The following is a 20,275-nucleotide window of genomic DNA, read 5'->3' as shown; positions in this document are numbered from 1 at the left end:
CGGGGCCGCGGTCGTACCGCTGCCGCGGCGCTCACTCCTGCGGCTCGACCCCGGCCCGCAGCAGTCCGTAGGCGTAGGCGTCGTCCAGCGCCTGCCAGGACGCGGCGATGACGTTCTCCGCGACGCCGACCGTGGACCACTCGCCCCGGCCGTCGCTGGTGGAGACCAGCACCCGGGTGATCGAGCCGGTGCCCAGGGCGCCCTCCAGGATGCGGACCTTGTAGTCCACCAGCTCCATATGGGCCAGCTGCGGATAGATCCGCTCCAGGCCCACCTTCAGCGCCCGGTCCAGCGCGTTGACCGGGCCGTTGCCCTCGGCGGTGGTGACGATCCGCTCGCCCTTGGCCCACAGCTTCACGGTCGCCTCGTTGGCGTGCGTACCGTCCGGGCGGTCCTCGACGATCGCGCGCCAGGACTCGACCGTGAAGTAGCTGCGCGGCCGGCCCCCTGCCGCCCGCTGCAGCTCCTCGCGCAGCAGCAGCTCGAAGGAGGCATCCGCGGCCTCGTAGGTGTAGCCCGCCAGCTCCCGCTCCTTGACCCGCTCGACGACCCGGCCGACCAGCTCGCGGTCGTCGCCGAGATCGACGCCGAGCTCCTTGCCCTTGAGCTCGATGGACGCCCGCCCGGCCATGTCGGAGACCAGCATCCGCATGGTGTTGCCGACCAGCGCCGGGTCGATGTGCTGGTAGAGGTCCGGGTCGACCTTGATCGCGGAGGCGTGCAGTCCGGCCTTGTGGGCGAAGGCGGAGACGCCGACATAGGGCTGGTGGGTGGAGGGCGTGAGGTTGACGACCTCGGCGATGGCGTGCGAGATCCGGGTGGTCTCGGCGAGCTTGCCCTCGGGCAGCACCGGGCGCCCGTACTTGAGCTCCAGGGCGGCAACGACCGGGAAGAGGTTGGAGTTGCCGACCCGCTCGCCGTACCCGTTGGCGGTGCACTGGACGTGGGTGGCGCCCGCGTCCACCGCGGCCAGGGTGTTGGCGACCGCGCAGCCGGTGTCGTCCTGGGCATGGATCCCCAGGCGCGCGCCGGTGTCCGCGAAGACGGTCCGTACAACGGCGGTGACCTGCGCCGGAAGCATGCCGCCGTTGGTGTCGCAGAGCACCACGACATCGGCGCCGGCCTCGCTCGCGGTGCGCACGACCTCCTTGGCGTAGACCGGGTCCAGCGCATAGCCGTCGAAGAAGTGCTCACAGTCGAGGAAGACCCGGCGGCCCTGCTCGCGCAGGTAGGCGACGGTGTCCCGGATCATCGCCAGGTTCTCCTGCGGCGTGGTCCGCAGCGCCAGCTCCACATGCCCGACATGGGACTTGGCGACCAGCGTGACGACCGGCGCCTGGGACGCCAGGAGCCCGGCGACCTGCGGATCGTCCTCGACACGGACGCCCGCCTTACGGGTGGCGCCGAATGCGACCAGCTGCGCGTGCCGGAAGTCGATCTCCGCACGGGCCCGCTCGAAGAACTCGGTGTCCCGCGGGTTGGCGCCGGGCCAGCCGCCCTCGATGAAGCCCACGCCGAAGTCGTCGAGGTGCCGGGCGATGGTCAGCTTGTCCGCGACGGTGAGGTTGATGCCCTCGCGCTGCGCACCGTCGCGGAGCGTGGTGTCGAAGACATGGAAGTCGTCCGGCACCGCGTCGGCGGGGAGGGGGGCGGGAGACGGGTTCGGGGAGATGCGCCGCGCAGCGGCTCCGGCCGGGGTGGTGGCGGGAGACGGGTGAGAGGGTGCGTCCGTCATGCTGGTCTGGCTCCTGTCGGGTCTCGGTCTACCGGAATAACCGGTTCCACCGTCCCTCCATGGTCCCTCGCGCTCCGCCTCCGGTGCGGTGTGGTCCGGAAACGAAAAAACCTCTCGCGGGTGCGAGAGGTCTGCGCGCGGGTCTGGGACGACGATGGCCGCGCCGTACTCGGTTCGTACGGGGCGGTCACTGCGGACCGGCGCGCCTGCTGCCAATAATCATGGCGAACGAGAGCACGGTCCGCAGTGTGCCACAGGCCCGGACCGGACACGCGGGCAGTCTCACCATTCGGTCGGACTGTCCACCCCTGCCCAGCGCCGGAGCGCGGCGGTGGCCCGTGCACGGTCCCGGGGGGCCAGCTTCCCGATGCTCACGACGTGGCTGGTGTGCGGGGCCAGATAGACGCTCGCGTCCCGGCTGCCCCGGCCCGTACGGAACGGCTCGGCCCGGGCGGGATCCATCTCGCCGTACACGAACAGCAGCTCGCTGCCGTGGTGCCGCACCCAGCGGTCGATGTCGGGCATGGCATCCGGCTGGAAACGCAGCGGGATGCCGCGCGGCACATAGGTGCGCATCTCCTGGATGCCGGGGTAGCGCAGCAGCCCGGCGAGTTGGGGCGCGGCCATCGACACCTGGCCGAGCTGGGTGCCCAACTGGTAGTAGGAAGCGGTCATGGCGGCCAGGTAGTGGTCGCTGAAGGCCGGGAGCATGGCCTTCTCGGCGAACCAGGTGAACAGCGCGTCGCCGGCGGCGGAGGGCAGGGGAATCGCGCCGCAGTCGTCCGCCTCTTCCTTCTGCATCCAGAAGAGCATGGGCAACTCCAGCACGGTGAGTTCCAGGGCGCGGTCGGCGCTGCCGATGGTGTGGAACGTGTAGCCCTGGTCCGCGGCCCAGCGTGCGAGGCGGCCCGCCATCTCCGTGCGCCGGGTCCCGAGCATCGCGCGCTGCACCGCGGTCAGCGCACTCCGGCAGGCGGGCGAGCCGACCCGCTGGAGGAAGCGGTCCTCGGCGGTGTCGTCCCGGTCGTCGGTGTTGTTGGGCGCCGAGTACGCGACGGAGCCGGCCACATCGTGCGGGTAGAAGCGCCGGTGGTAGACGGTGGCCATCCCGCCCTTGCTGCCGCCGGTGGAGATCCAGGCGGCGCGGTAGACCGTCTTGAGGGCCCGGATCAGCCGGTGGTGATCGCTCGCCGCCTGCCAGATGTCGAGTTTCGACCAGTCGGTGATGCGGGGGCGGGACGTGCCGAAGTACCGCTGCTCGACGCTGATCTGGTTGCCGTCCACGATCCTGGTCGGCTCGGAACGGAATGCGGGGTCCTCGGTATTGAGGTCGTAGCCGCCGGTGTAGAGCACCATCGGCCGGGCGGTGGACCGGTGGAGCAGCGACAGCCGCTGCTCGAAGCTGCCCCTGCCGGGGTGCCGGTGGTCGACGGGCTGGCGGTAGACCAGCGCGAAGGAGCGGTAGCCGGCCGGGGCGGGGTTCTCCTTGACCACCCGCATCCCGGGTACGGCCGCGATCCGGGCCCGGATGTCGTCGGCGGCCGGGCGGGGCGCGGCCGGGCGCACCGTGCCCGGCGGCGCCGTGGCCGGGTGGGCCCCGCCGGTCCGGGCCGTCGCCGTGGACGGGGCCGCGACGGCCGAAGCCAGCAGGCCGGTCAGCAGCAGCGGCAGGCATAACTGTCTCGTGATCTTCATGCCGTTCAGCCAACCAGCGGGCACCCCGCGTGCCTATCCCGGAACCGGCCCTGCCGCGGGCGGCAAGGGCCGGTTCCGGTCAGGGCGGACCTCAGTCGGCGACGGGCTCCCCCATTCGCGCCCGGCCGGCTCCCGTGCCCTCGTCCCGCGTGCCGACCCGGTTCAGGTCGATGTCGCGGGTCTCGCGCATGGTCAGGTAGACGACCAGCGAGACGGCCGCACAACCGGCCACATACCAGGGAAAAGCCGACTCGATGCCGGACTGCTTCAGCCGCAGCGCCAGCGGCTCGGCGGTGCCGCCGAAGAGGGCGTTGGCGATGGCGTACGGGAGAGCGACACCGAGTGACCGGATGCCGGTGGGGAAGAGCTCGGCCTTCACACAGGCGTTGATCGAGGTGTAGCCGGTGACGATCACCAGGGCGAGCAGGGCAAGGCCGAGGGCCGGCCAGAAACTCCCTGCGTACTTGAGCAGTGACATGATCGGCACGGTCAGGAAGGTGCCGCCGACCGCGAAGGTGATCAGCAGCGGGCGCCGGCCGATCCGGTCCGAGAGCGCCCCGGCGAGCGGCTGGAGGCACATGAACACGAACAGCGCACAGAAGCTGACCAGGGTCGCGGTCTGTTTGGGCAGCCCCGCGGTCCCCGACAGGTACTTGGTCAGGTAGGTCGTGTACGTGTAGTAGGCGACGGTGCCGCCCATGGTCAGGGCGATGACCAGGAACGCCTCGCGCTTGTGCTGCCACAGCGCCTTGAGGGTGCCGCGCCCGGCCGCGTCGGGGCCCGCGTCGCCGCCGACCGTCCGGCCCGCCTCGTGGAAGACCTCGGTCTCCAGCATGTTCCGTCGCAGGTAGAAGACGACGGCCGCGCCCAGTGCGCCGATGACGAACGGGATGCGCCAGCCCCAGCCGTGCAGTGCCTCGTCCGAGAGGGTGTTCTGCAGGAAGATCTGCAGCGCCAGCCCGATCAGCTGGCCCGCGGTCATGGACACGTACTGGAAGCTGGAGGCGAAGCCGCGCTTGCCCTCGGCGGAGGCCTCGGTGAGATAGGTGGCGCTCGCCGCGTACTCGCCGCCGACGGACAGGCCCTGAAGGAGCCGGGCGATCAGCAGGACAGCCACCCCGCCGTAGCCGGCGACCGCGTAGGTCGGCGCGACGGCGATGAGAATCGCGGACGCGGACATCAGGGTGACGGTGAGCGTCAGCGCGGCTTTCCGTCCACGCCGGTCACCGATCCGGCCCAGCAGCCAGCCGCCGATGGGGCGCATGATGAAGCCGACGGCGAAGATGGCCATGGTGTTGAACAGTTGTGCGGTGACATTGCCTTTGGGGAAAAAGGAGCCCGCGAAGTACACCGCGAAGCTGGAGTAGACGAACCAGTCGAACCACTCGACCATGTTCCCGGCTGAACCCACCCAGATTTTCCGCCAGTTGGCCCTGACACCGCTTGCATCCGTCTCACCCGGGCGTTGTGCCACGCCAGCCTCCTCGCTTCACGGGCCGGTCGACCGGCCAGCGGTTACGCTCGTCGATCGGTGCGGTGGCTGACAAGAGCACGGCGGGCAACGATCAGGCGTACTTGCGTGCGTTGTGTACACGGCCCACGGCACGGGCGGGCGGGCGCGGCCCCGGGACCGCGCCCGCCCCTCTCCCTGTGGACGTCAGGGCTTGCAGTGCCCCAGGTACTTGGCGCCGCGCACCTTCGTGGGGAGCGGAGCGACGGTGCCCAGGAACTCGTCCTTGCCCGGCTTGATGCACCACGTCAGGTCCGGCGCCATGATGTGGTCCACCGTCACCTTGTGCCAGTACTTCTTCGAGCAGTTGTGGTAGTAGAGCCCGGCGCTGCCACCGGTGTGCACTCCGCACTTGGTCTTCATGGCCGAGACCTTGGCGGTGGCGGGGGTCGCGGCGTTCGCCGCGGGCGCGGCCGGGCCCAGCAGCGCGGTGGCGCCGAGGACGGCCAGGGCCGCGAGCGGAGCCCTCTTCCGTGAGATCATTTTTGTTCCCCTCGTGTGGACATGCACGTGGAGCATGCACGTCGGATGGGCGCGTGCGGGGGTCGTTCGGTCACGCACGCACCTCCGGCGACGCTAGGGGACGAAGATCACGACTTCAAGGGCTGCGCGGCATCCCCTGCGTCAGCGCCTCGTCCAGGAACTCGCGTACGTGGTCGAGGACTTGCTCCCGGTCCGTGCCCGGGAGGCCGACGACGAGCTGGGAGCCGAAGCCGTCGAGGAGCGCGCGGGTGCGGGTCGCGAAGCGTTCGGCGTCGACGGGGCGGAACTCGCCCTTCGAGATGCCCTCGACGAGAAGGGCCACCAGGTCGCGGTGCCAGGCGAGTTCGAGGTCGAGCTGGCGTTCGCGGGTCTCGTCGTCGGCGTTCTGGGAGCGGTTCCACACCTCCAGCCACAGCGTCCAGCGCGGGTCGCGGTGGCCCTCGGGGAGGTAGAGGCCGACCAGCGCGTCCAGCCGTTCGCGGGCGGGGACCCGGCGGGAGAGGGCGGCCCGGCGTTCGGCGCCGAGCTGTTCCTCGCTCCATTGCAGGGTCTGCAGCAGCAGCTCGTCCTTCGTACCGAAGTAGTAGAGGATGTGGCCGCTGCTCATGCCGACCTCGCGGCCCAGACCGGCCATGGTCAGCCGGTCCAGGCCCTCCGCGGCGATGGTCGTCATCGCCGCGGCGAGGACCTGCTCGCGGGGCTGGCTGAGCCGGCGCCGGGGGCGGCGCACGGGACCGGGCACGGGGACCTCCGGGTCGCTCGGCCGGGGTCTGCGGGTCAGACCCCGGGCTGCTGCTGGGTGATGCAATGGATACCGCCACCCGCTGCGAAGATCGTACGGGCGTCCACCAGGGTCACCGTCCGCCCGGGGAAGAGCCGGCGGAAGATCGCGGCCGCCTCCTCGTCGCGCGGGTCGTCGAAGCCGCAGAGCACCACACCATCGTTGCAGAGGTAGTGGTTGATGTAGGAGTAGTCGACCAGCTCGCCGTCCGCCTCCAGGACGGTGGGCGCCGGTACCTCGACGACCTCCAGCCGGCGGCCCCTGGCGTCGGTCGAGGAACGCAGCAGCTTGGCGATCTCGTGGCAGATCGCGTGGTCGGGGTGGTCGGGGTCGGGCTGGGTGTGCACGAGGACGACGCCGGGCCGGGCGAAGGCGGCGACGATGTCGACATGGCCGCGGGTGCCGAACCGGCCGTAGTCGGCGGCCAGGCCGCGTGGCAGCCAGATCGCCTTGGTGGTGCCGAGGTGGGCGTGGATCTCGGCCTCGACCTCCTCCTGGCTGCGGCCGCGGTTGCGGCCCGGGTCGAGCTGCACGGTCTCGGTGAGCAGGACGGTGCCCTCGCCGTCGACGTGGATGCCGCCGCCCTCGTTGACCAGCGGCGTGGCATAGCGGTGGGCGCCGGCCAGCCCGCAGACCTGCTCGGCGATCTTCTCGTCGAGGTCCCAGCGGGCCCAGTCCTGGGCGCCCCAGCCGTTGAACACCCAGTCGGTGGCGGCAAGCCGGCCCGTGCCGTCGGTGAGGAAGGTGGGGCCGATGTCGCGCATCCAGGCGTCGTTCAGCGGGCGCTCGACGAGGTCGATGCCGTCGCCGAGGAGCGCGCGGGCGCCCTCGGACTGCCCCGGTCCCGCGACGACGGTGACCGGCTCGAAGCGGCGCACGGCGCGGGCGACCGCGGCCCAGGCGCGGCGGGCGGCGGCCAGGGGCTCGCCGCCCTCCTCGCCGAAGGTGAAGTTGGGGCCCGGCCAGGCCATCCAGGTGCGCTCGTGACGGGCCCACTCCGGGGGCATGCGGAAGCCGTCGGCGGCAGGGGTGTTCATGCGGGGTCCTCACGGTTCGCGGTGACGGCCGGCGGCACGGTGCCGGCGTCACGGGTGTCGGTGGTGGGGCGGCAGGCGCGGCGGGTGGCAGGCACGGTGGCCCGCCGCGCCGGACGCGGCGGCGTCGGGGCCGTGCTGTCACAGGAAGTACAGGCGGGAGAGCGAGACGGTGTCGGCCGGCTCCGAGCGCATCGGGTCGCCGTCGAGGGTGACCAGGCCGCTGCGCCCGTCGACCTGCACCTGTCCGATACGGGAGTTGCGGACGAGGTCGCCGGGGCCGATACCGCGGGTGCCGCGGACGGCGACCCGGCGGCGGCGGGTGGGCAGCTGGTCACCGCCCTGTTCGGCCGCGGCGCGGGCGACGAAGGCGACGGAGATCTCGGCGGGGGCCGCCCCGTACGCGCCGAACTGCGGGCCGAGCACCAGGGGTTCGCAGGTGTCGGTGGCGGCGTTCGGGTCGCCGGTGACGCCGTAGGCGGGGAAGCCGGACTTCAGCACCAGCTGTGGCTTGGCACCGAAGTACTGCGGCTTCCACAGCACGATGTCGGCCATCTTGCCGACCTCGATCGACCCGATCTCGTGCGAAAGGCCGTGCGCGATGGCGGGGTTGAGGGTCAGCTTGGCGACGTAACGCAGCACCCGGGCGTTGTCGTCGTGCGGGCCGTCGCCTTCCAGGGGCCCGAGTTCGGCCTTCATCTTGCCCGCCATCGCGAAGGTGCGCCGGACCGTCTCCCCCGCGCGGCCCATGCCCTGGGCGTCGGACGAGGTGATGCCGATCGCCCCGAGGTCGTGCAGCACGTCCTCGGCGCCCATGGTGCCGGCCCGGATGCGGTCGCGGGCCATGGCGGCGTCGCCCGGCAGATCGGTCTTCAGGTCGTGGACCGAGACGATCATGCCGTAGTGCTCGGCGACCGCGTCCCGCCCGAAGGGGAGGGTGGGGTTGGTGGAGGAGCCGATGACGTTCGGGACGCCGGCCATCTTCAGGACGTTGGGGACATGGCCGCCGCCGCAGCCCTCGATGTGGAAGGCGTGGATGGTGCGGCCGTCCAGGACGCGCAGGGTGTCCTCGACGGTGAGGCATTCGTTGAGGCCGTCGCTGTGCAGCGCGACCTGGACGTCGTGCTCCTCGGCGACGCGCAGGGCGGTGTCCAGGGCACGGGCGTGCGCGCCCATGTCCTCGTGCACCTTGAAGCCGCAGGCGCCGCCCTCGGCGAGCGCTTCGACCAGGGGGGCCTCGCCCGAGGAGGAACCGCGGCCGAGGAAGCCGATGTTGACCGGCCAGGCGTCGAAGGCGCTGAAGGCGTGCCCCAGCGCCCAGGGGGAGTTGACGCCGACGCCCCAGACCGGACCGAATTCCTGGCCGATGATCGTGGTCACGCCGGAGGCCAGCGAGGCTTCCATGACGCGCGGCGAGAGCAGATGGACATGGGTGTCGACCGCGCCCGCGGTGGCGATCATGCCCTCGCCGGAGACGATCGAGGTGCCGGTGCCGACGACGACATCGACGCCGTCGAGGGTGTCGGGGTTGCCGGCCCGTCCTATGGCGTGGATCCGGCCCTCACGGATGCCGATCGACACCTTGCGGATGCCCAAGGCCGCGTCGATGACCAGGACATTGCTGATCACTACGTCGCAGGTGTCGCGGACCGCCGCGGCCTTGAGGTGCAGCCCGTCCCTGGCGGTCTTGCCGAAGCCGGCCAGGAACTCGTCACCGGGCTTCTGCGCGTCGGACTCGACCCGGACGACCAGGCCCGAGTCGCCGAGGACGACCCGGTCGCCGGCCCGCGGGCCGTGTACCGACGCGTACTCGTGAGGGTCGATGGTGCCGGTCATGCCTGTTCCTCCGCTCCCAGGTAGCCGCAGGCGGCGGCCCGCCGCAGCGCTTCGGTCTTCGCGCCCGGTGTGTCCAGTGGGCCGTCCACCAGACCGGCGAAGCCGATCGCGATCCGGTCGCCGCCGATCGGGACCAGCCCGACCTCCTCGGTGCCGCCGGGGTCGAACCGCACCGAGGAGCCGGCCGGGACGCACAGCCGCATGCCGTACGCGGCGCCGCGGTCGAAGTCCAGCCGGGGGTTGGCCTCGAAGAAGTGGAAGTGCGAGGTGACGCTGACGGGCACGGTCGCGGTGTTGCGCACGGTCAGCACGATCGCGGGCGCGGGCTCCGGGGCGGCCGGTCCCGGCAGCACCGCGCCGGGCGCGGGCACCCGGCGGTGCTCCCCGTCCCGTGCACCGGCGCCGATCGGGTCGCTGACCACCGCGAGCCGGGAGCCGTCGTCGAACACGGCCTCCACATGCACCTCGGTGACGACGTCGGCCACGCCCGGCAGCACATCGTCCGGGCCGAGCACGCCGCGGGCCGCCTCGATGGCCTGAGCGAGGCGGCGCCCGTCCCGCGCCGCCTCGCAGACCGTGTCCGCGATCAACGCGGTCGCCTCGGGCACATTCAGCCGCAGCCCGCGGGCCCGGCGCGTCCGCGCCAGTTCGGCCGCGCCGAACAGCAGCAGCCGGTCGCGTTCCGTCGGGGTCAACCGCATCCCGCCACTCCTCCCGATCGATTAGAGCAGCACTCTAACCACGAAGATGCCCGGGAGGAAAGCATTGACCGCGGACACTGGGATGAGCGACATTGAGCGCTGCTCTAAAAGATGCGGCGGACAGCGCGCCGCTCTACATGATCCCGACAGCGTGAGCAGCACGCGGCGCACACCGCCCCGTACGGAACACGGCCCCCGAAGCCCTGCTCACCCACTGTTGTCCGGCCTCTCAGGGGAGCCCTCATGCCGATAGAACAACGCGGAGTCGACACCGTCCCCGAGGAGGAACGCACCAGCGGGCCTCGCGACCTGATCTCGATCCTGCTCGGGTCGAACCTCGCCCTCGGCGTGGTGATCTTCGGCTGGCTCCCGGTCTCCTTCGGGCTCGGCTTCTGGCCCTCGGTGACCTCCCTGGCGGCCGGCACCGCCGTCGGCACCCTGCTCACCGCCCCGCTCGCGCTGGTCTCCCTGCGCAGCGCCACCAACCTGTCGACCAGCAGCGGCGCCCACTTCGGCGTGCGCGGCCGGCTGATCGGCTCGGTCATCGGCCTGCTGCTGTCGCTGGGCTACACCGCGCTGACGCTGTGGGTGGGCGGGGACGCGGTCGTCGGCGCGCTGCACCGCCTGACCGGGCTGCCGTCGAACGGGGTGACGTACGCGCTGGTCTACGCCCTGCTGGCGGGCGCCACCGCGGTGAGCGCGGTCTACGGCTACCGGGTGCTGCTGCGGCTGAGCAAGGTGCTCGCCCTCGGTCTGACCGTGCTGCTGGCCGTCGGCATCGTCGCGTACGCGGGCACCTTCACCACCGCCGCGCCGCACGGCAGCGGCTATCTGCTCGGCGGCTTCTGGCAGACCTGGCTGCTGGCCGCCGTCTCCGCGGGGCTCAGCGGCCCGATCGCGTTCATCACCCTGCTCGGCGACTACAGCCGCTACATCTCCCCGCAGCGGCACAGCTCCACGAAGGTCTTCGGCGCCACCTGTCTGGGCCTGCTGGCCGGCCTCCTGGTGCCGCAGCTCTTCGGTACGTTCACCGCACTCGCCGTCGGCGCGGGCGAGGACTACGCGGGCCCGCTGGTGGCCGGCGCACCGCTGTGGTACCTGGCGCTGCTGCTGGTCAACGCCTCGGCCGGCTCGGTCGGCAACGCCGGTCTGATGCTCTACAGCATGGGCCTCGACCTGGACGCGATCCTGCCGCGCGCCACCCGCACCCAGGCCACCTACGTCGTCGCCGGCCTGTCGACCGCGCTGGTCTACGCCGGTCACTTCCTGTGGGCCGCGCAGGACGCGATGACCTCCTTCGTCCTGCTGATGACGGCCGTCGGCACGCCCTGGGCGGTGATCACCGTGATCGGCTTCGCCCGCTGCCGCGGCTCGTACGACCCGGAGTCCCTGCAGGTCTACAACCGCGGCACCCGGGGCGGCGTGTACTGGTACCGGGGCGGCTGGCACGTCCGGGCCGCCGTCGCCTGGGCACTGGGCTCGGCGGTCGGCCTGATGGGCGTGGACACGCCCCTCTTCCAGGGGCCGCTGCTCCCCCTGACCGGTGGGATCGACCTCAGCTTCCTGCTCGCGGCGGCGGTGGGCGGCCTCGCCTACCTGGCCCTCACCGCCCGGGACCCGCGCCCGGTCGCGGCGCTGCGCGCGGCGCCGCCCGCCCCCGGCGCGTCCGCCCCGGCGACGGCCCCCGCGGAGGCCGGCTGAAGGGGCCGCGACACGCCCGAGGCCGCCCCCGACGCGATGTCGGCGGCGGCCTCGGTCCCTCCAGGAGCGGCCCCGGCCGGCTGCCCGGAATCCCGGATCAGCCCAGCGGGTGCATCCAGCCGTGCTTGTCCTCGGCGATACCGCGCTGGATGTCGAGGAGCGCGTCCCGCAGCTTCAGCGTGACCTTGCCGGGCTCACCGCCGGACTGGACCCACTCGCCGCCCGCGCTCTTGACCGTGCCGACGGGGGTGATCACGGCGGCCGTACCGCAGGCGAAGACCTCGGTGAGGGTGCCGTCCTCGGTGTCGGCCTTCCACTGGTCGATGGAGACCCGGGCCTCCTGTGCGCCGTAGCCCAGGTCGCGGGCGACGGACAGCAGGGAGTCACGGGTGACGCCGGCGAGGAGGGAGCCGGTCAGCGTGGGCGTGACGATCTTGTCGCCGTACACGAAGTACAGGTTCATGCCGCCCAGCTCCTCGACCCACTTGTGCTCCACGGCGTCGAGGTAGGCGACCTGGTCACAGCCGTGCGCGGCGGCCTCGGCCTGCGCGAGCAGCGACGCGGCGTAGTTGCCGCCGGTCTTGGCGTCGCCCATACCGCCGGGGACGGCGCGCACCCGGTTCTCGGACAGCCAGATGGAGACGGGCTTGACGCCCCCGGCGAAGTACGCGCCGGCGGGCGAGGCGATGACCACGAAAAGGTACTCGTTGGCCGGCTTCACGCCCAGCCCGACCTCGGTCGCGATCATGAAGGGGCGCAGGTAGAGCGACTCCTCGCCGCCGTGCGCCGGCACCCAGTTCTTGTCCTGCTGGACGAGCAGGTCGCAGGCCTCGATGAAGGTCCGGGCGGGCAGTTCCGGCATGGCCAGCCGGCGCGCGGAGGCCTGGAAGCGCCGGGCGTTGGCGTCGGGGCGGAACGTGGCGACGGAGCCGTCGGGCTGCCGGTAGGCCTTCAGGCCCTCGAAGATCTCCTGCGCGTAGTGCAGGACATTGGTCGCCGGGTCGAGGGAGAGCGGCCCGTACGGCACGAGCTGGCCGTCGTGCCAGCCGCGGCCCTCCGTCCACTTGACCGTCACCATGTGGTCGGTGAAGTGGCGGCCGAAGCCGGGGGCGGCCAGGATCTTCGCCCGCTCCGCGTCGGAGAGCGGATGCGAGGAAGGCTTGAGCTCGATGGTGGGCGTCGTCATGAATGCGTGTCCTTCACTGCGTGTTCCGATACCTGGGGGTACCTCCCAGCGTTCACTGGGGGAGCGTCACCGGCCCAGCCCTCCGGCCGGGGGTCGGGGGGTCGGCCCCCACCATGCGGCACCGGTGCGGTGTGTGGCGACCACGCTCGGATCTTGAACGTACCGGTCGTTACTGGGACGTCCGAGCTTCCTCGCGGGCGGCGATGCCACGTCTGATTATCGCCCGTGGGTCTGTGCCGCCGGAACCGAGGGCGCGTTCCGGGTCCGATGGTCGCACCCCACCGGGCGGTAAGCCCAGAGCGGACCAACACGGAAAGCGCCGGGCCTGGTACGGCCCGGCGCTGTCGGTGGTGCGGGTGCGCGCTGCGGGCCTCAGCCGGCTACGCGTACGGCGAGCGCGTCGCCGATCTCGTCCGTGCTGCGCGGCGAGCCGTCCCGGGCCTCCAGGTCGGCCGCCACGGCCTCCTCGATCCGGGCGGCCTGCGGCGCGAACCCGAGGTGGCGCAGGAGCAGGGCCACGGAGAGGACCGTCGCCGTGGGGTCGGCCTTCCCGGTGCCCGCGATGTCCGGTGCGGAGCCGTGCACGGGCTCGAACATCGAGGGGAACTCGCCGGTCGGGTTGATGTTCCCGGAGGCGGCCAGGCCGATGCCGCCGGTGACGGCCGCGGCGAGGTCGGTGAGGATGTCGCCGAAGAGGTTGTCGGTGACGATCACGTCGAACCGCTCGGGCTGGGTGACGAAGAAGATCGTCGCGGCGTCGACGTGCAGGTAGTCGGTGGTGACCTCGGGGTACTCCTGGCCGACCTTGTCGAAGATGTTCTTCCACATGTGGCCCGCGTACACCAGGACGTTGTTCTTGTGCACCAGCGTCAGCTTCTTGCGCGGGCGGGCGTTGGCCCGCTCGTACGCGTCGCGGACCACGCGCTCGACGCCGTAGGCGGTGTTGAGGCTGACCTCGGTGGCGACCTCGGCGGGGGTGCCGGTGCGCAGCGAGCCGCCGTTGCCGGTGTACGGGCCCTCGGTGCCCTCGCGGACGACCACGAAGTCGATGTCGGGGCGGCCGGCGAGCGGCGTGGTGGTGTTCGGGAAGAGCTTCGACGGGCGCAGGTTGACGAAGTGGTCGAAGGCGAAGCGGAGCTTGAGCAGCAGCCCGCGCTCCAGCACGCCGGAGGGTACGGACGGGTCGCCGATCGCGCCGAGCAGGATCGCGTCGTGCTGCTTCAGCGACTCCAGCTCCGCGTCGGGAAGGGTCTCACCGGTCGCATGCCATCGCCGGGCGCCGAGGTCGTACTTCTGGGTTTCCAGCTTGACGTCCTGCGGGAGGACCGCGGTCAGGACCTTCAGGCCCTGGGCCACGACTTCCTGGCCGATACCGTCACCGGGGATCACTGCGAGGCGAATGCTGCGAGACATGGGGGGACCCTACTCTCCGTCCCATTGATTGACACGTAACGTCCGCCATACGGACACGTGGGCCGCCGGTCAGCCGCAGTTCACCCCCTGTCCCCGTCGCGGTCGGGTCGCCCTGCGACATTCGGCGGCATGACTGGAAACACCCGGGGGGCCCACCCGCCCTCGCACACCCCGCGCGTCGGCATACCGGAGCAGCTCGCGGCCCGGATGAGCATGCCCGAGCAGCACGACTACCTCCGTACCAAGCTGAGCCGCCGCGGTCTGCTGCGCACCTCGGCCGCGACCGCGGGAGTGGTGGCGGGCTCCGGCCTGCTGGCCGGTTCGGCCCAGGCCTCCCCCACCCTGCTGGCCGCGCCTTCCACGGCCCGCGTCGACGGTGCGCTGGTCGCCCCGTTCGGCCGCCACCTGGCCTTCGGTGCCGATCCCAAGAGCCAGATGCGGGTGAGCTGGCAGGTGCCGTTGGCCGTGCGGCGGCCGTATCTGCGGGTGGGGCTCACGCCCTGGGACCTGGGGCGCAAGATCGACGCCGAGGTGCGCGACCTGCACACCCCGTCGCTGTCCGCCAAGCTGCCCGCCGTCCAGCAGTACTACCTGCACGCCGCCCTGGACGGGCTGCGCCCGGGAACCACGTACTACTACGGCGTCGGCCACGACGGCTTTGACCCGGCCGACCCCCGCCACTTCTCCACCATCGGCACCTTCCGCACCGCCCCGGCCCGCCCGGGGACGTTCGTCTTCACGGCCTTCGGCGACCAGGGCGTGAGCTACCACGCCCTCGCCAACGACCAGTTGATCCTGGGTCAGAACCCCTCGTTCCACCTGCACGCGGGCGACATCTGTTACGCGGACACCGACGGCGACGGCTCCGAGCACGACGCCTACGACGCCCGGGTCTGGGACCAGTTCCTCGCGCAGACCGAGTCGGTGGCCCAGTCCGTGCCGTGGATGGTGACCACCGGCAACCACGACATGGAGGCCTGGTACTCGCCCCACGGCTACGGCGGCCAGAACGCCCGCTGGACGCTGCCGGGGAACGGCCCGGACGCCGAGAACGCCCCCGGCGTCTACTCGTTCACCTACGGCAACACCGCGGTCGTCGCCCTGGACGCCAACGACGTCTCGTACGAGATCCCCGCCAACCAGGGCTACACCGGCGGCAAGCAGACCCGCTGGCTGGACCGCAGGCTGGCGGAACTGCGCGCGGCCGACGGCATCGACTTCATCGTGGTCTTCTTCCACCACTGCGCCTTCTCCACCACCAACTCGCACGCCTCCGACGGCGGGGTGCGCGACGCCTGGCTGCCGCTGTTCGAGAAGCACCAGGTGGACCTGGTCATCAACGGGCACAACCACGTCTACGAGCGGACCGATGCCCTCAAGGGCGGCCGGGTCGGCAAGAAGATGCCGATCGGCGAGAGCGTCGACACCACGCGCGAGGGCATCGTGTACGTGACCGCCGGCGGCGCGGGCCGGGCGCTGTACGACTTCCCCGCACCCGACAGCTACGAGGGCCACGTGAAGGACGTCGACCACATCGACACCTACCACTGGGCCAAGGGCCAGGAGAAGAACAAGGACACCGTGGAGTGGTCCCGGGTCCGCTACACCGGCTACTCCTTCATCGCCGTGGAGGTCTCGCCCGGCCACCGCCCGCGGATGAAGGTCACCGCCCTCGCCGAGTCCGGCGAGCGCATCGACCACTTCGAGGTGACCCGCTCGCCCGCGCAGTGAACAGCGGTCAGCTGTAGGGGCGCCCGGGATCCGGGCGCCCCACAAGCGCGGAAGGGAACACGCTCAGGGACGAACGGGACCCGAACGCCCCTGGTACTCACGGGCCCTCAGGAGAGAAAGAGCCACCGGGCCACCGACAGCCGGATCCGCCAGCAGCAGCGGCAGGGCACCGACGCCGGCCTCGACAGCACCGACCCGGGTCGCGCGCGCATCATCTCAGTGCCCGGTGGAGCCGCCGTTGTCCCGGCGGTCGAGGGCGCGCTGGAGAGCGGCCGCGGCGTTCCTGCGGTCGGCGTCGCTGGTCGTACGGGCGGAGTGACGGGTCCTGCGGACGGCAGTCTCAGCCATGATTCACGTCTCCTATGCCAGAGCCCCGAGAACAATTGGGATGCGTCGATCCAGAAGCGGCCGGAAGGGGCGGGGGCCTCGGCACGACAGGGGTCACCTGCGCTTGCGCACCGGGCCGCATCCGCATCCGCTCGATCGAGCGTTACGTTCGGCTTCCTACAACGCTAGGACAGCTCGGCCGTGATGTCTGCACAATTACTTGGGCTTCCTACTATCTGAGACGGCGGGCGTGTGCTCGAACGAGTGATCCATGGACATTCGCAGGTCGAGGGCGTGCCCGGCTTCCTAGGTTGAGGGTGTCGCTTGTGCCGCCCGGCCAAGCCCGCCCACACTGAGGAGGAGGTGCTGCACCATGACCGCGCTCGCGCAGGAGGCGCCCGTGACGATGCCGGAGATCACGACACCCGAGGACACGAGCCACGGGCCGGATCTGGACGAGGCCCTGTGGCAGGCATGGAAAGCCATGGAACTCCCCGAGGGCCTTCACGCCGAGATCATCGAGGGGTCCATCGAGGTGTCGCCCACCGGACGTTTTGCACACGGCCAGATCGCCAACCGGCTTCGCCGCGCCCTCGACAAGCACCTGGACGAGGGTGAATGGGCCGCGTACCAAGACATCAACGTCGTCCACGATCGCAAGGTCTGGATCCCTGACTGCTTCATCGCGCCGGAAGACTCCGAGGCGCACGTCACCGATGACGGCATCGGCATCAAGGCGTCCGCCGTCCACTTGATCGTGGAGGTGGTCTCGCCAGGCCACGATGGCACCGAACGTGACCGGGAGCGCAAGCGCCGTGCCTACGCCGGCGCCGGCATCCCCGTCTACGTCCTCATCGATGACCACGACGGCCATGGCACGGTCACCGTGCTCGCCGCACCCCGCCCCGACGAGGCGGTCTACACGGACGTGCACCGCGTGGCCTACGGCATCGACGTGATCATCCCCGAAGGCCCCGCCAAGGGCTTCATCATCGGCGAGGCCATCACCGGCCCGCCGGGGGGCGCCTGAGAACAGGCCGACGGCCCGGCGCCCCTGGGGAGAGGGGTGCCGGGCCGTCGGCGTGCGTGCCGCCCGGGCGTCAGCCCATGTGCGGGTAGCGGTAGTCCGTCGGCGGGACCAGGGTCTCCTTGATGGAGCGGGTGGAGGTCCAGCGCATCAGGTTCTGCTTGGCGCCGGCCTTGTCGTTGGTGCCGGAGGCGCGGCCGCCGCCGAAGGGCTGCTGGCCGACGACGGCGCCGGTCGGCTTGTCGTTGATGTAGAAGTTGCCGGCCGCGAAGCGCAGCAGCTCGCAGGTGCGGGCGGCCTCGGCACGGTCCTGGGCGATGACGCAACCGGTCAGGCCGTACGCCGAGGCGGACTCCATCTGGGTGAGCATCGCGTCGTAGTCGGCGTCGTCGTAGACGTAGACGCCGAGGATCGGGCCGAAGTACTCGTCCTTGAAGATCTCGTTCTCCGGGTCGGTGGAGACCAGGACCGTCGGGCGGACGAAGTAGCCCTCGCTGTCGTCGTAGGTGCCGCCGGCCACGATCTCGATGGTCGGGTCGGCCTTGGCACGGTCGATCGCCGCCTTGTTCTTGGCGAACGAGCGCTCGTCGATGACGGCGGACATGAAGTTCGACAGGTCCGAGACGTCGCCCATGGACAGGGCGTCGACCTCGGCCGCGAACTCCTCCTTGAGGCCGTTGTTCCACAGCGAGGCCGGGACGTAGGCGCGGGAGGCCGCGGAGCACTTCTGGCCCTGGAACTCGAAGGCGCCACGGGTCATGGCGGTCTTCAGCACGGCGCGGTCGGCCGAGGGGTGGGCGACGATGAAGTCCTTGCCGCCGGTCTCGCCGACGAGGCGCGGGTAGGTCTTGTAGTTCTCGATGTTGTTGCCGACCGTCTTCCACAGGTACTGGAAGGTCTTGGTCGAACCGGTGAAGTGGATGCCCGCGAGGTCCGGGTGGGTCAGCGCCACCTCGGAGACGTCCTTGCCGTCGCCGGTGACGAGGTTGATGACACCCTTGGGCAGCCCGGCCTCCTCCAGCAGCTGCATCAGCAGCACGGCGGCGTAGGTCTGCGTCGGGGACGGCTTCCAGACCACGACGTTGCCCATGAGGGCGGGCGCGGTCGGGAGGTTGCCGGCGATCGCGGTGAAGTTGAAGGGCGTGATCGCGTAGACGAAGCCTTCGAGAGGGCGGTGGTCCGAGCGGTTCCACACGCCCGGGGAGTTCGCCGGGGGCTGCTCGGCGAGGATCTGGCGCGCGAAGTGCACATTGAAGCGCCAGAAGTCGATGAGCTCACAGGGGGTGTCGATCTCGGCCTGCTGGGCGGTCTTGGACTGGCCGAGCATGGTGGCGGCGGCCATCGTCTCGCGCCAGGGGCCGGAGAGCAGGTCGGCGGCCTTGAGGATGATCGCGGCGCGGTCGTCGAAGGACAGCGCGCGCCAGGCCGGGGCGGCGGCCAGCGCGGCGTCGACCGCGTCCTGGCCGTCCTTGACGGTGGCGTTGGCGTACGTACCGAGCCGGGAGGCGTGGTTGTGCGGCTGTACGACGTCGAAACGCTCGCCGCCGCCCATCCGGCGCTCGCCGCCGATGGTCATCGGCAGCTCGATCGGGTTGTCGGCCAGCTCCTTGAGCTTGGCCTCCAGACGGGAACGCTCCGGGCTGCCGGGGGCGTAGGTGTGGACCGGCTCGTTCACCGGCACGGGGACCTGGGTCACAGCGTCCATAGCGGCCGTGTCTCCTTCGATTTCGCTCGTCGGTTGTCGTACGTCGGTGGTGCGGCCGCGGCCGCTTCGGGTGGGCGGCTGCGGGCGGCGCCGTCCGGGAGGCACCCCGGGCTTCCAGCATCCACCCGCGCCCGCCCGCACGGGGCGGATCAGCCGCGGGTCGCCAGCGACCTCAAGAAGAATCCGAGGTTCGCGGGGCGCTCGGCGAGCCTGCGCATGAAGTATCCGTACCAGTCGGTGCCATAGGGGATGTACACCCGCATACGGTGCCCGTCGGCGACCAGTCGCTGCTGCTCGCCCTCGCGGATGCCGTACAGCATCTGGAATTCGTAGTCGGCCGGCTTGCGCCCGTTGCGGCGGGCCAGGTCCTGGCCGATGGCCACCATCCGCGGGTCGTGCGACCCGATCATGGGGTAGCCCTCCCCGGCCATCAGGATCTTCAGGCAGCGCACATAGGCCTTGTCGACCTCCCGCTTGTCCTGGAAGGCGACGGTCGCGGGCTCTTTGTACGCGCCCTTGACCAGCCGTACCCGGGAGCCTTCCCCGGCGAGCGCACGGCAGTCGTCCTCGGTACGGAAGAGGTAGGACTGCAGCACCGCGCCCGTCTGGGGAAAGCGCTCCCGCAGGTCGGCGAGGATCGCGAGGGTGGAGTCGACGGTGGTGTGGTCCTCCATGTCGAGGGTCACCGTCGTACCGGCCTCGGCGGCGGCCTCGACCACCGGAGTGACGTTCTTCAGCGCCAGCTCGTGGCCGCCGGCCAGCGCCTGCCCGAAAGCGGACAGCTTGACCGACATCTCGGCCTTGACGCCGAGTCCCTGCTCCTTGAGGGCCGCGGCCAGGTGCAGGTAGGCATCGCGGTTGCGCAGTGCCTCGGCCGGGTCGGTGATGTCCTCGCCCAGGTGGTCGAGGGTGACCTCCAGGCCACGCGCGGCCAGCGACCGCACGGCCGCCATGGACTCGTCCAGGCGCTCGCCGGCGACGAACCGGTCCACCACGGGGCGGGTGACCGGGGCGGCCGCAACGATACGGCGGATGCTGTTGCTGCGCGCTGCGGCGAGGAGCACGGGACCCAGCATGGGCACCTCCACGATTCAGGGTGACAAGTACCGGCGGACGCCGGACGGGGCGAACGCGTCGGCAAGATTGAGCCACCTGAAACTTAAGGATCCCGCCACTTCCCGGCCATCGACAGCTGTCACGCCTTCGTGGTCGGGATCTCAGACAGATGTATGAGAATGGAGGAGTGAGGACCGGGTCAGTGGTGCCGGTGGTGTGAAAGGTGTCCGAGGTACTGGTGATGCCAGTGGTGCGGTGGCAGGGAGCCGGTGGGGTGACGGCAGGCGACCGGTGGTGCGAAGGCAGGCGACCGGTAGCGGCCGGTGGTGCGACGACAGGAGAGGAGCCGGGCGG

The 20,275-nt window shown here is 71.1% G+C and carries 16 protein-coding genes; 3 read left to right on the top strand and 13 right to left on the bottom strand.

Features of this window, described 5'->3' with window-relative positions; all coding sequences use genetic code 11:
• Window positions 1–31 precede the first annotated feature (31 nt).
• The 8 genes from cimA to ureA form a co-directional block, all read right to left on the bottom strand.
• Window positions 32–1,735, bottom strand: a complete 1,704-nt coding sequence (gene cimA / locus CFW40_RS25555) for a citramalate synthase (protein ID WP_256331294.1) — start codon at window positions 1,733–1,735, stop codon at window positions 32–34.
• 282 nt (window positions 1,736–2,017) lie between these two features.
• Window positions 2,018–3,430: a S28 family serine protease gene (locus CFW40_RS25550; RefSeq protein WP_088800232.1), complete on the bottom strand. Its 1,413-nt coding sequence runs from the start codon at window positions 3,428–3,430 to the stop codon at window positions 2,018–2,020.
• A 91-nt stretch (window positions 3,431–3,521) separates the two neighbouring features.
• Complete coding sequence (locus CFW40_RS25545; protein WP_088800231.1) at window positions 3,522–4,823, bottom strand: MFS transporter; 1,302 nt, start codon at window positions 4,821–4,823, stop codon at window positions 3,522–3,524.
• 264 nt (window positions 4,824–5,087) lie between these two features.
• Complete coding sequence (locus CFW40_RS25540) at window positions 5,088–5,423, bottom strand: hypothetical protein (RefSeq protein ID WP_088800230.1); 336 nt, start codon at window positions 5,421–5,423, stop codon at window positions 5,088–5,090.
• A 115-nt stretch (window positions 5,424–5,538) separates the two neighbouring features.
• Window positions 5,539–6,165 carry a TetR/AcrR family transcriptional regulator gene (locus CFW40_RS25535; RefSeq protein WP_088800229.1) on the bottom strand — a complete coding sequence of 209 codons (627 nt, stop codon included), beginning with the start codon at window positions 6,163–6,165 and terminating at the stop codon, window positions 5,539–5,541.
• 35 nt (window positions 6,166–6,200) lie between these two features.
• Window positions 6,201–7,241 (bottom strand): agmatine/peptidylarginine deiminase, encoded by a 1,041-nt coding sequence (locus CFW40_RS25530; RefSeq protein ID WP_088800228.1) that lies wholly within the window; start codon window positions 7,239–7,241, stop codon window positions 6,201–6,203.
• A 138-nt stretch (window positions 7,242–7,379) separates the two neighbouring features.
• Window positions 7,380–9,074 carry an urease subunit alpha gene (locus CFW40_RS25525; protein WP_088800227.1) on the bottom strand — a complete coding sequence of 565 codons (1,695 nt, stop codon included), beginning with the start codon at window positions 9,072–9,074 and terminating at the stop codon, window positions 7,380–7,382.
• Complete coding sequence (gene ureA, locus CFW40_RS25520; protein ID WP_088800226.1) at window positions 9,071–9,775, bottom strand: urease subunit gamma; 705 nt, start codon at window positions 9,773–9,775, stop codon at window positions 9,071–9,073. Before ureA ends, CFW40_RS25525 begins: the two co-directional genes overlap by 4 nt.
• A gap of 243 nt (window positions 9,776–10,018) precedes the next feature.
• On the opposite strand from ureA, the gene CFW40_RS25515 reads away from it, so the two are divergent.
• Window positions 10,019–11,476, top strand: a complete 1,458-nt coding sequence (locus CFW40_RS25515) for a cytosine permease (protein WP_088800225.1) — start codon at window positions 10,019–10,021, stop codon at window positions 11,474–11,476.
• A 97-nt stretch (window positions 11,477–11,573) separates the two neighbouring features.
• On the opposite strand, the gene CFW40_RS25510 is transcribed toward CFW40_RS25515, so the two are convergent.
• Both CFW40_RS25510 and CFW40_RS25505 read right to left on the bottom strand, forming a co-directional pair.
• Entirely contained in the window at window positions 11,574–12,662 is a 1,089-nt protein-coding gene (locus tag CFW40_RS25510) for a branched-chain amino acid aminotransferase (protein ID WP_088800224.1), read from the bottom strand.
• Window positions 12,663–13,034: 372 nt separating this feature from the next.
• Complete coding sequence (locus CFW40_RS25505) at window positions 13,035–14,075, bottom strand: 3-isopropylmalate dehydrogenase (RefSeq protein ID WP_088800223.1); 1,041 nt, start codon at window positions 14,073–14,075, stop codon at window positions 13,035–13,037.
• A gap of 129 nt (window positions 14,076–14,204) precedes the next feature.
• On the opposite strand from CFW40_RS25505, the gene CFW40_RS25500 reads away from it, so the two are divergent.
• Window positions 14,205–15,806, top strand: coding sequence for a fibronectin type III domain-containing protein (locus CFW40_RS25500; protein WP_179265981.1), 1,602 nt, complete (start codon window positions 14,205–14,207; stop codon window positions 15,804–15,806).
• A gap of 216 nt (window positions 15,807–16,022) precedes the next feature.
• Here CFW40_RS25500 and CFW40_RS38275 read toward each other — a convergent pair whose 3' ends face one another.
• Complete coding sequence (locus CFW40_RS38275) at window positions 16,023–16,154, bottom strand: hypothetical protein (RefSeq protein ID WP_088800221.1); 132 nt, start codon at window positions 16,152–16,154, stop codon at window positions 16,023–16,025.
• Window positions 16,155–16,506: 352 nt separating this feature from the next.
• Here CFW40_RS38275 and CFW40_RS25490 point away from each other — a divergent pair, with 352 nt between their 5' ends.
• A complete protein-coding gene (locus CFW40_RS25490; protein ID WP_176956389.1) occupies window positions 16,507–17,163 on the top strand; it encodes a Uma2 family endonuclease in 657 nt (218 codons plus the stop codon).
• Window positions 17,164–17,233: 70 nt separating this feature from the next.
• Here CFW40_RS25490 and pruA read toward each other — a convergent pair whose 3' ends face one another.
• Window positions 17,234–18,865, bottom strand: coding sequence for an L-glutamate gamma-semialdehyde dehydrogenase (gene pruA, locus CFW40_RS25485; RefSeq protein WP_088800220.1), 1,632 nt, complete (start codon window positions 18,863–18,865; stop codon window positions 17,234–17,236).
• 149 nt (window positions 18,866–19,014) lie between these two features.
• Entirely contained in the window at window positions 19,015–19,941 is a 927-nt protein-coding gene (locus CFW40_RS25480) for a proline dehydrogenase family protein (RefSeq protein WP_088800219.1), read from the bottom strand.
• Window positions 19,942–20,275 lie beyond the last annotated feature (334 nt).

The organism is Streptomyces sp. 2114.4, from assembly GCF_900187385.1.
GTDB lineage: Bacteria > Actinomycetota > Actinomycetes > Streptomycetales > Streptomycetaceae > Streptomyces > Streptomyces mooreae.
Note: the sequence above shows the minus strand (reverse complement) of the source record. Positions and strands in the feature narration are given on the sequence as shown.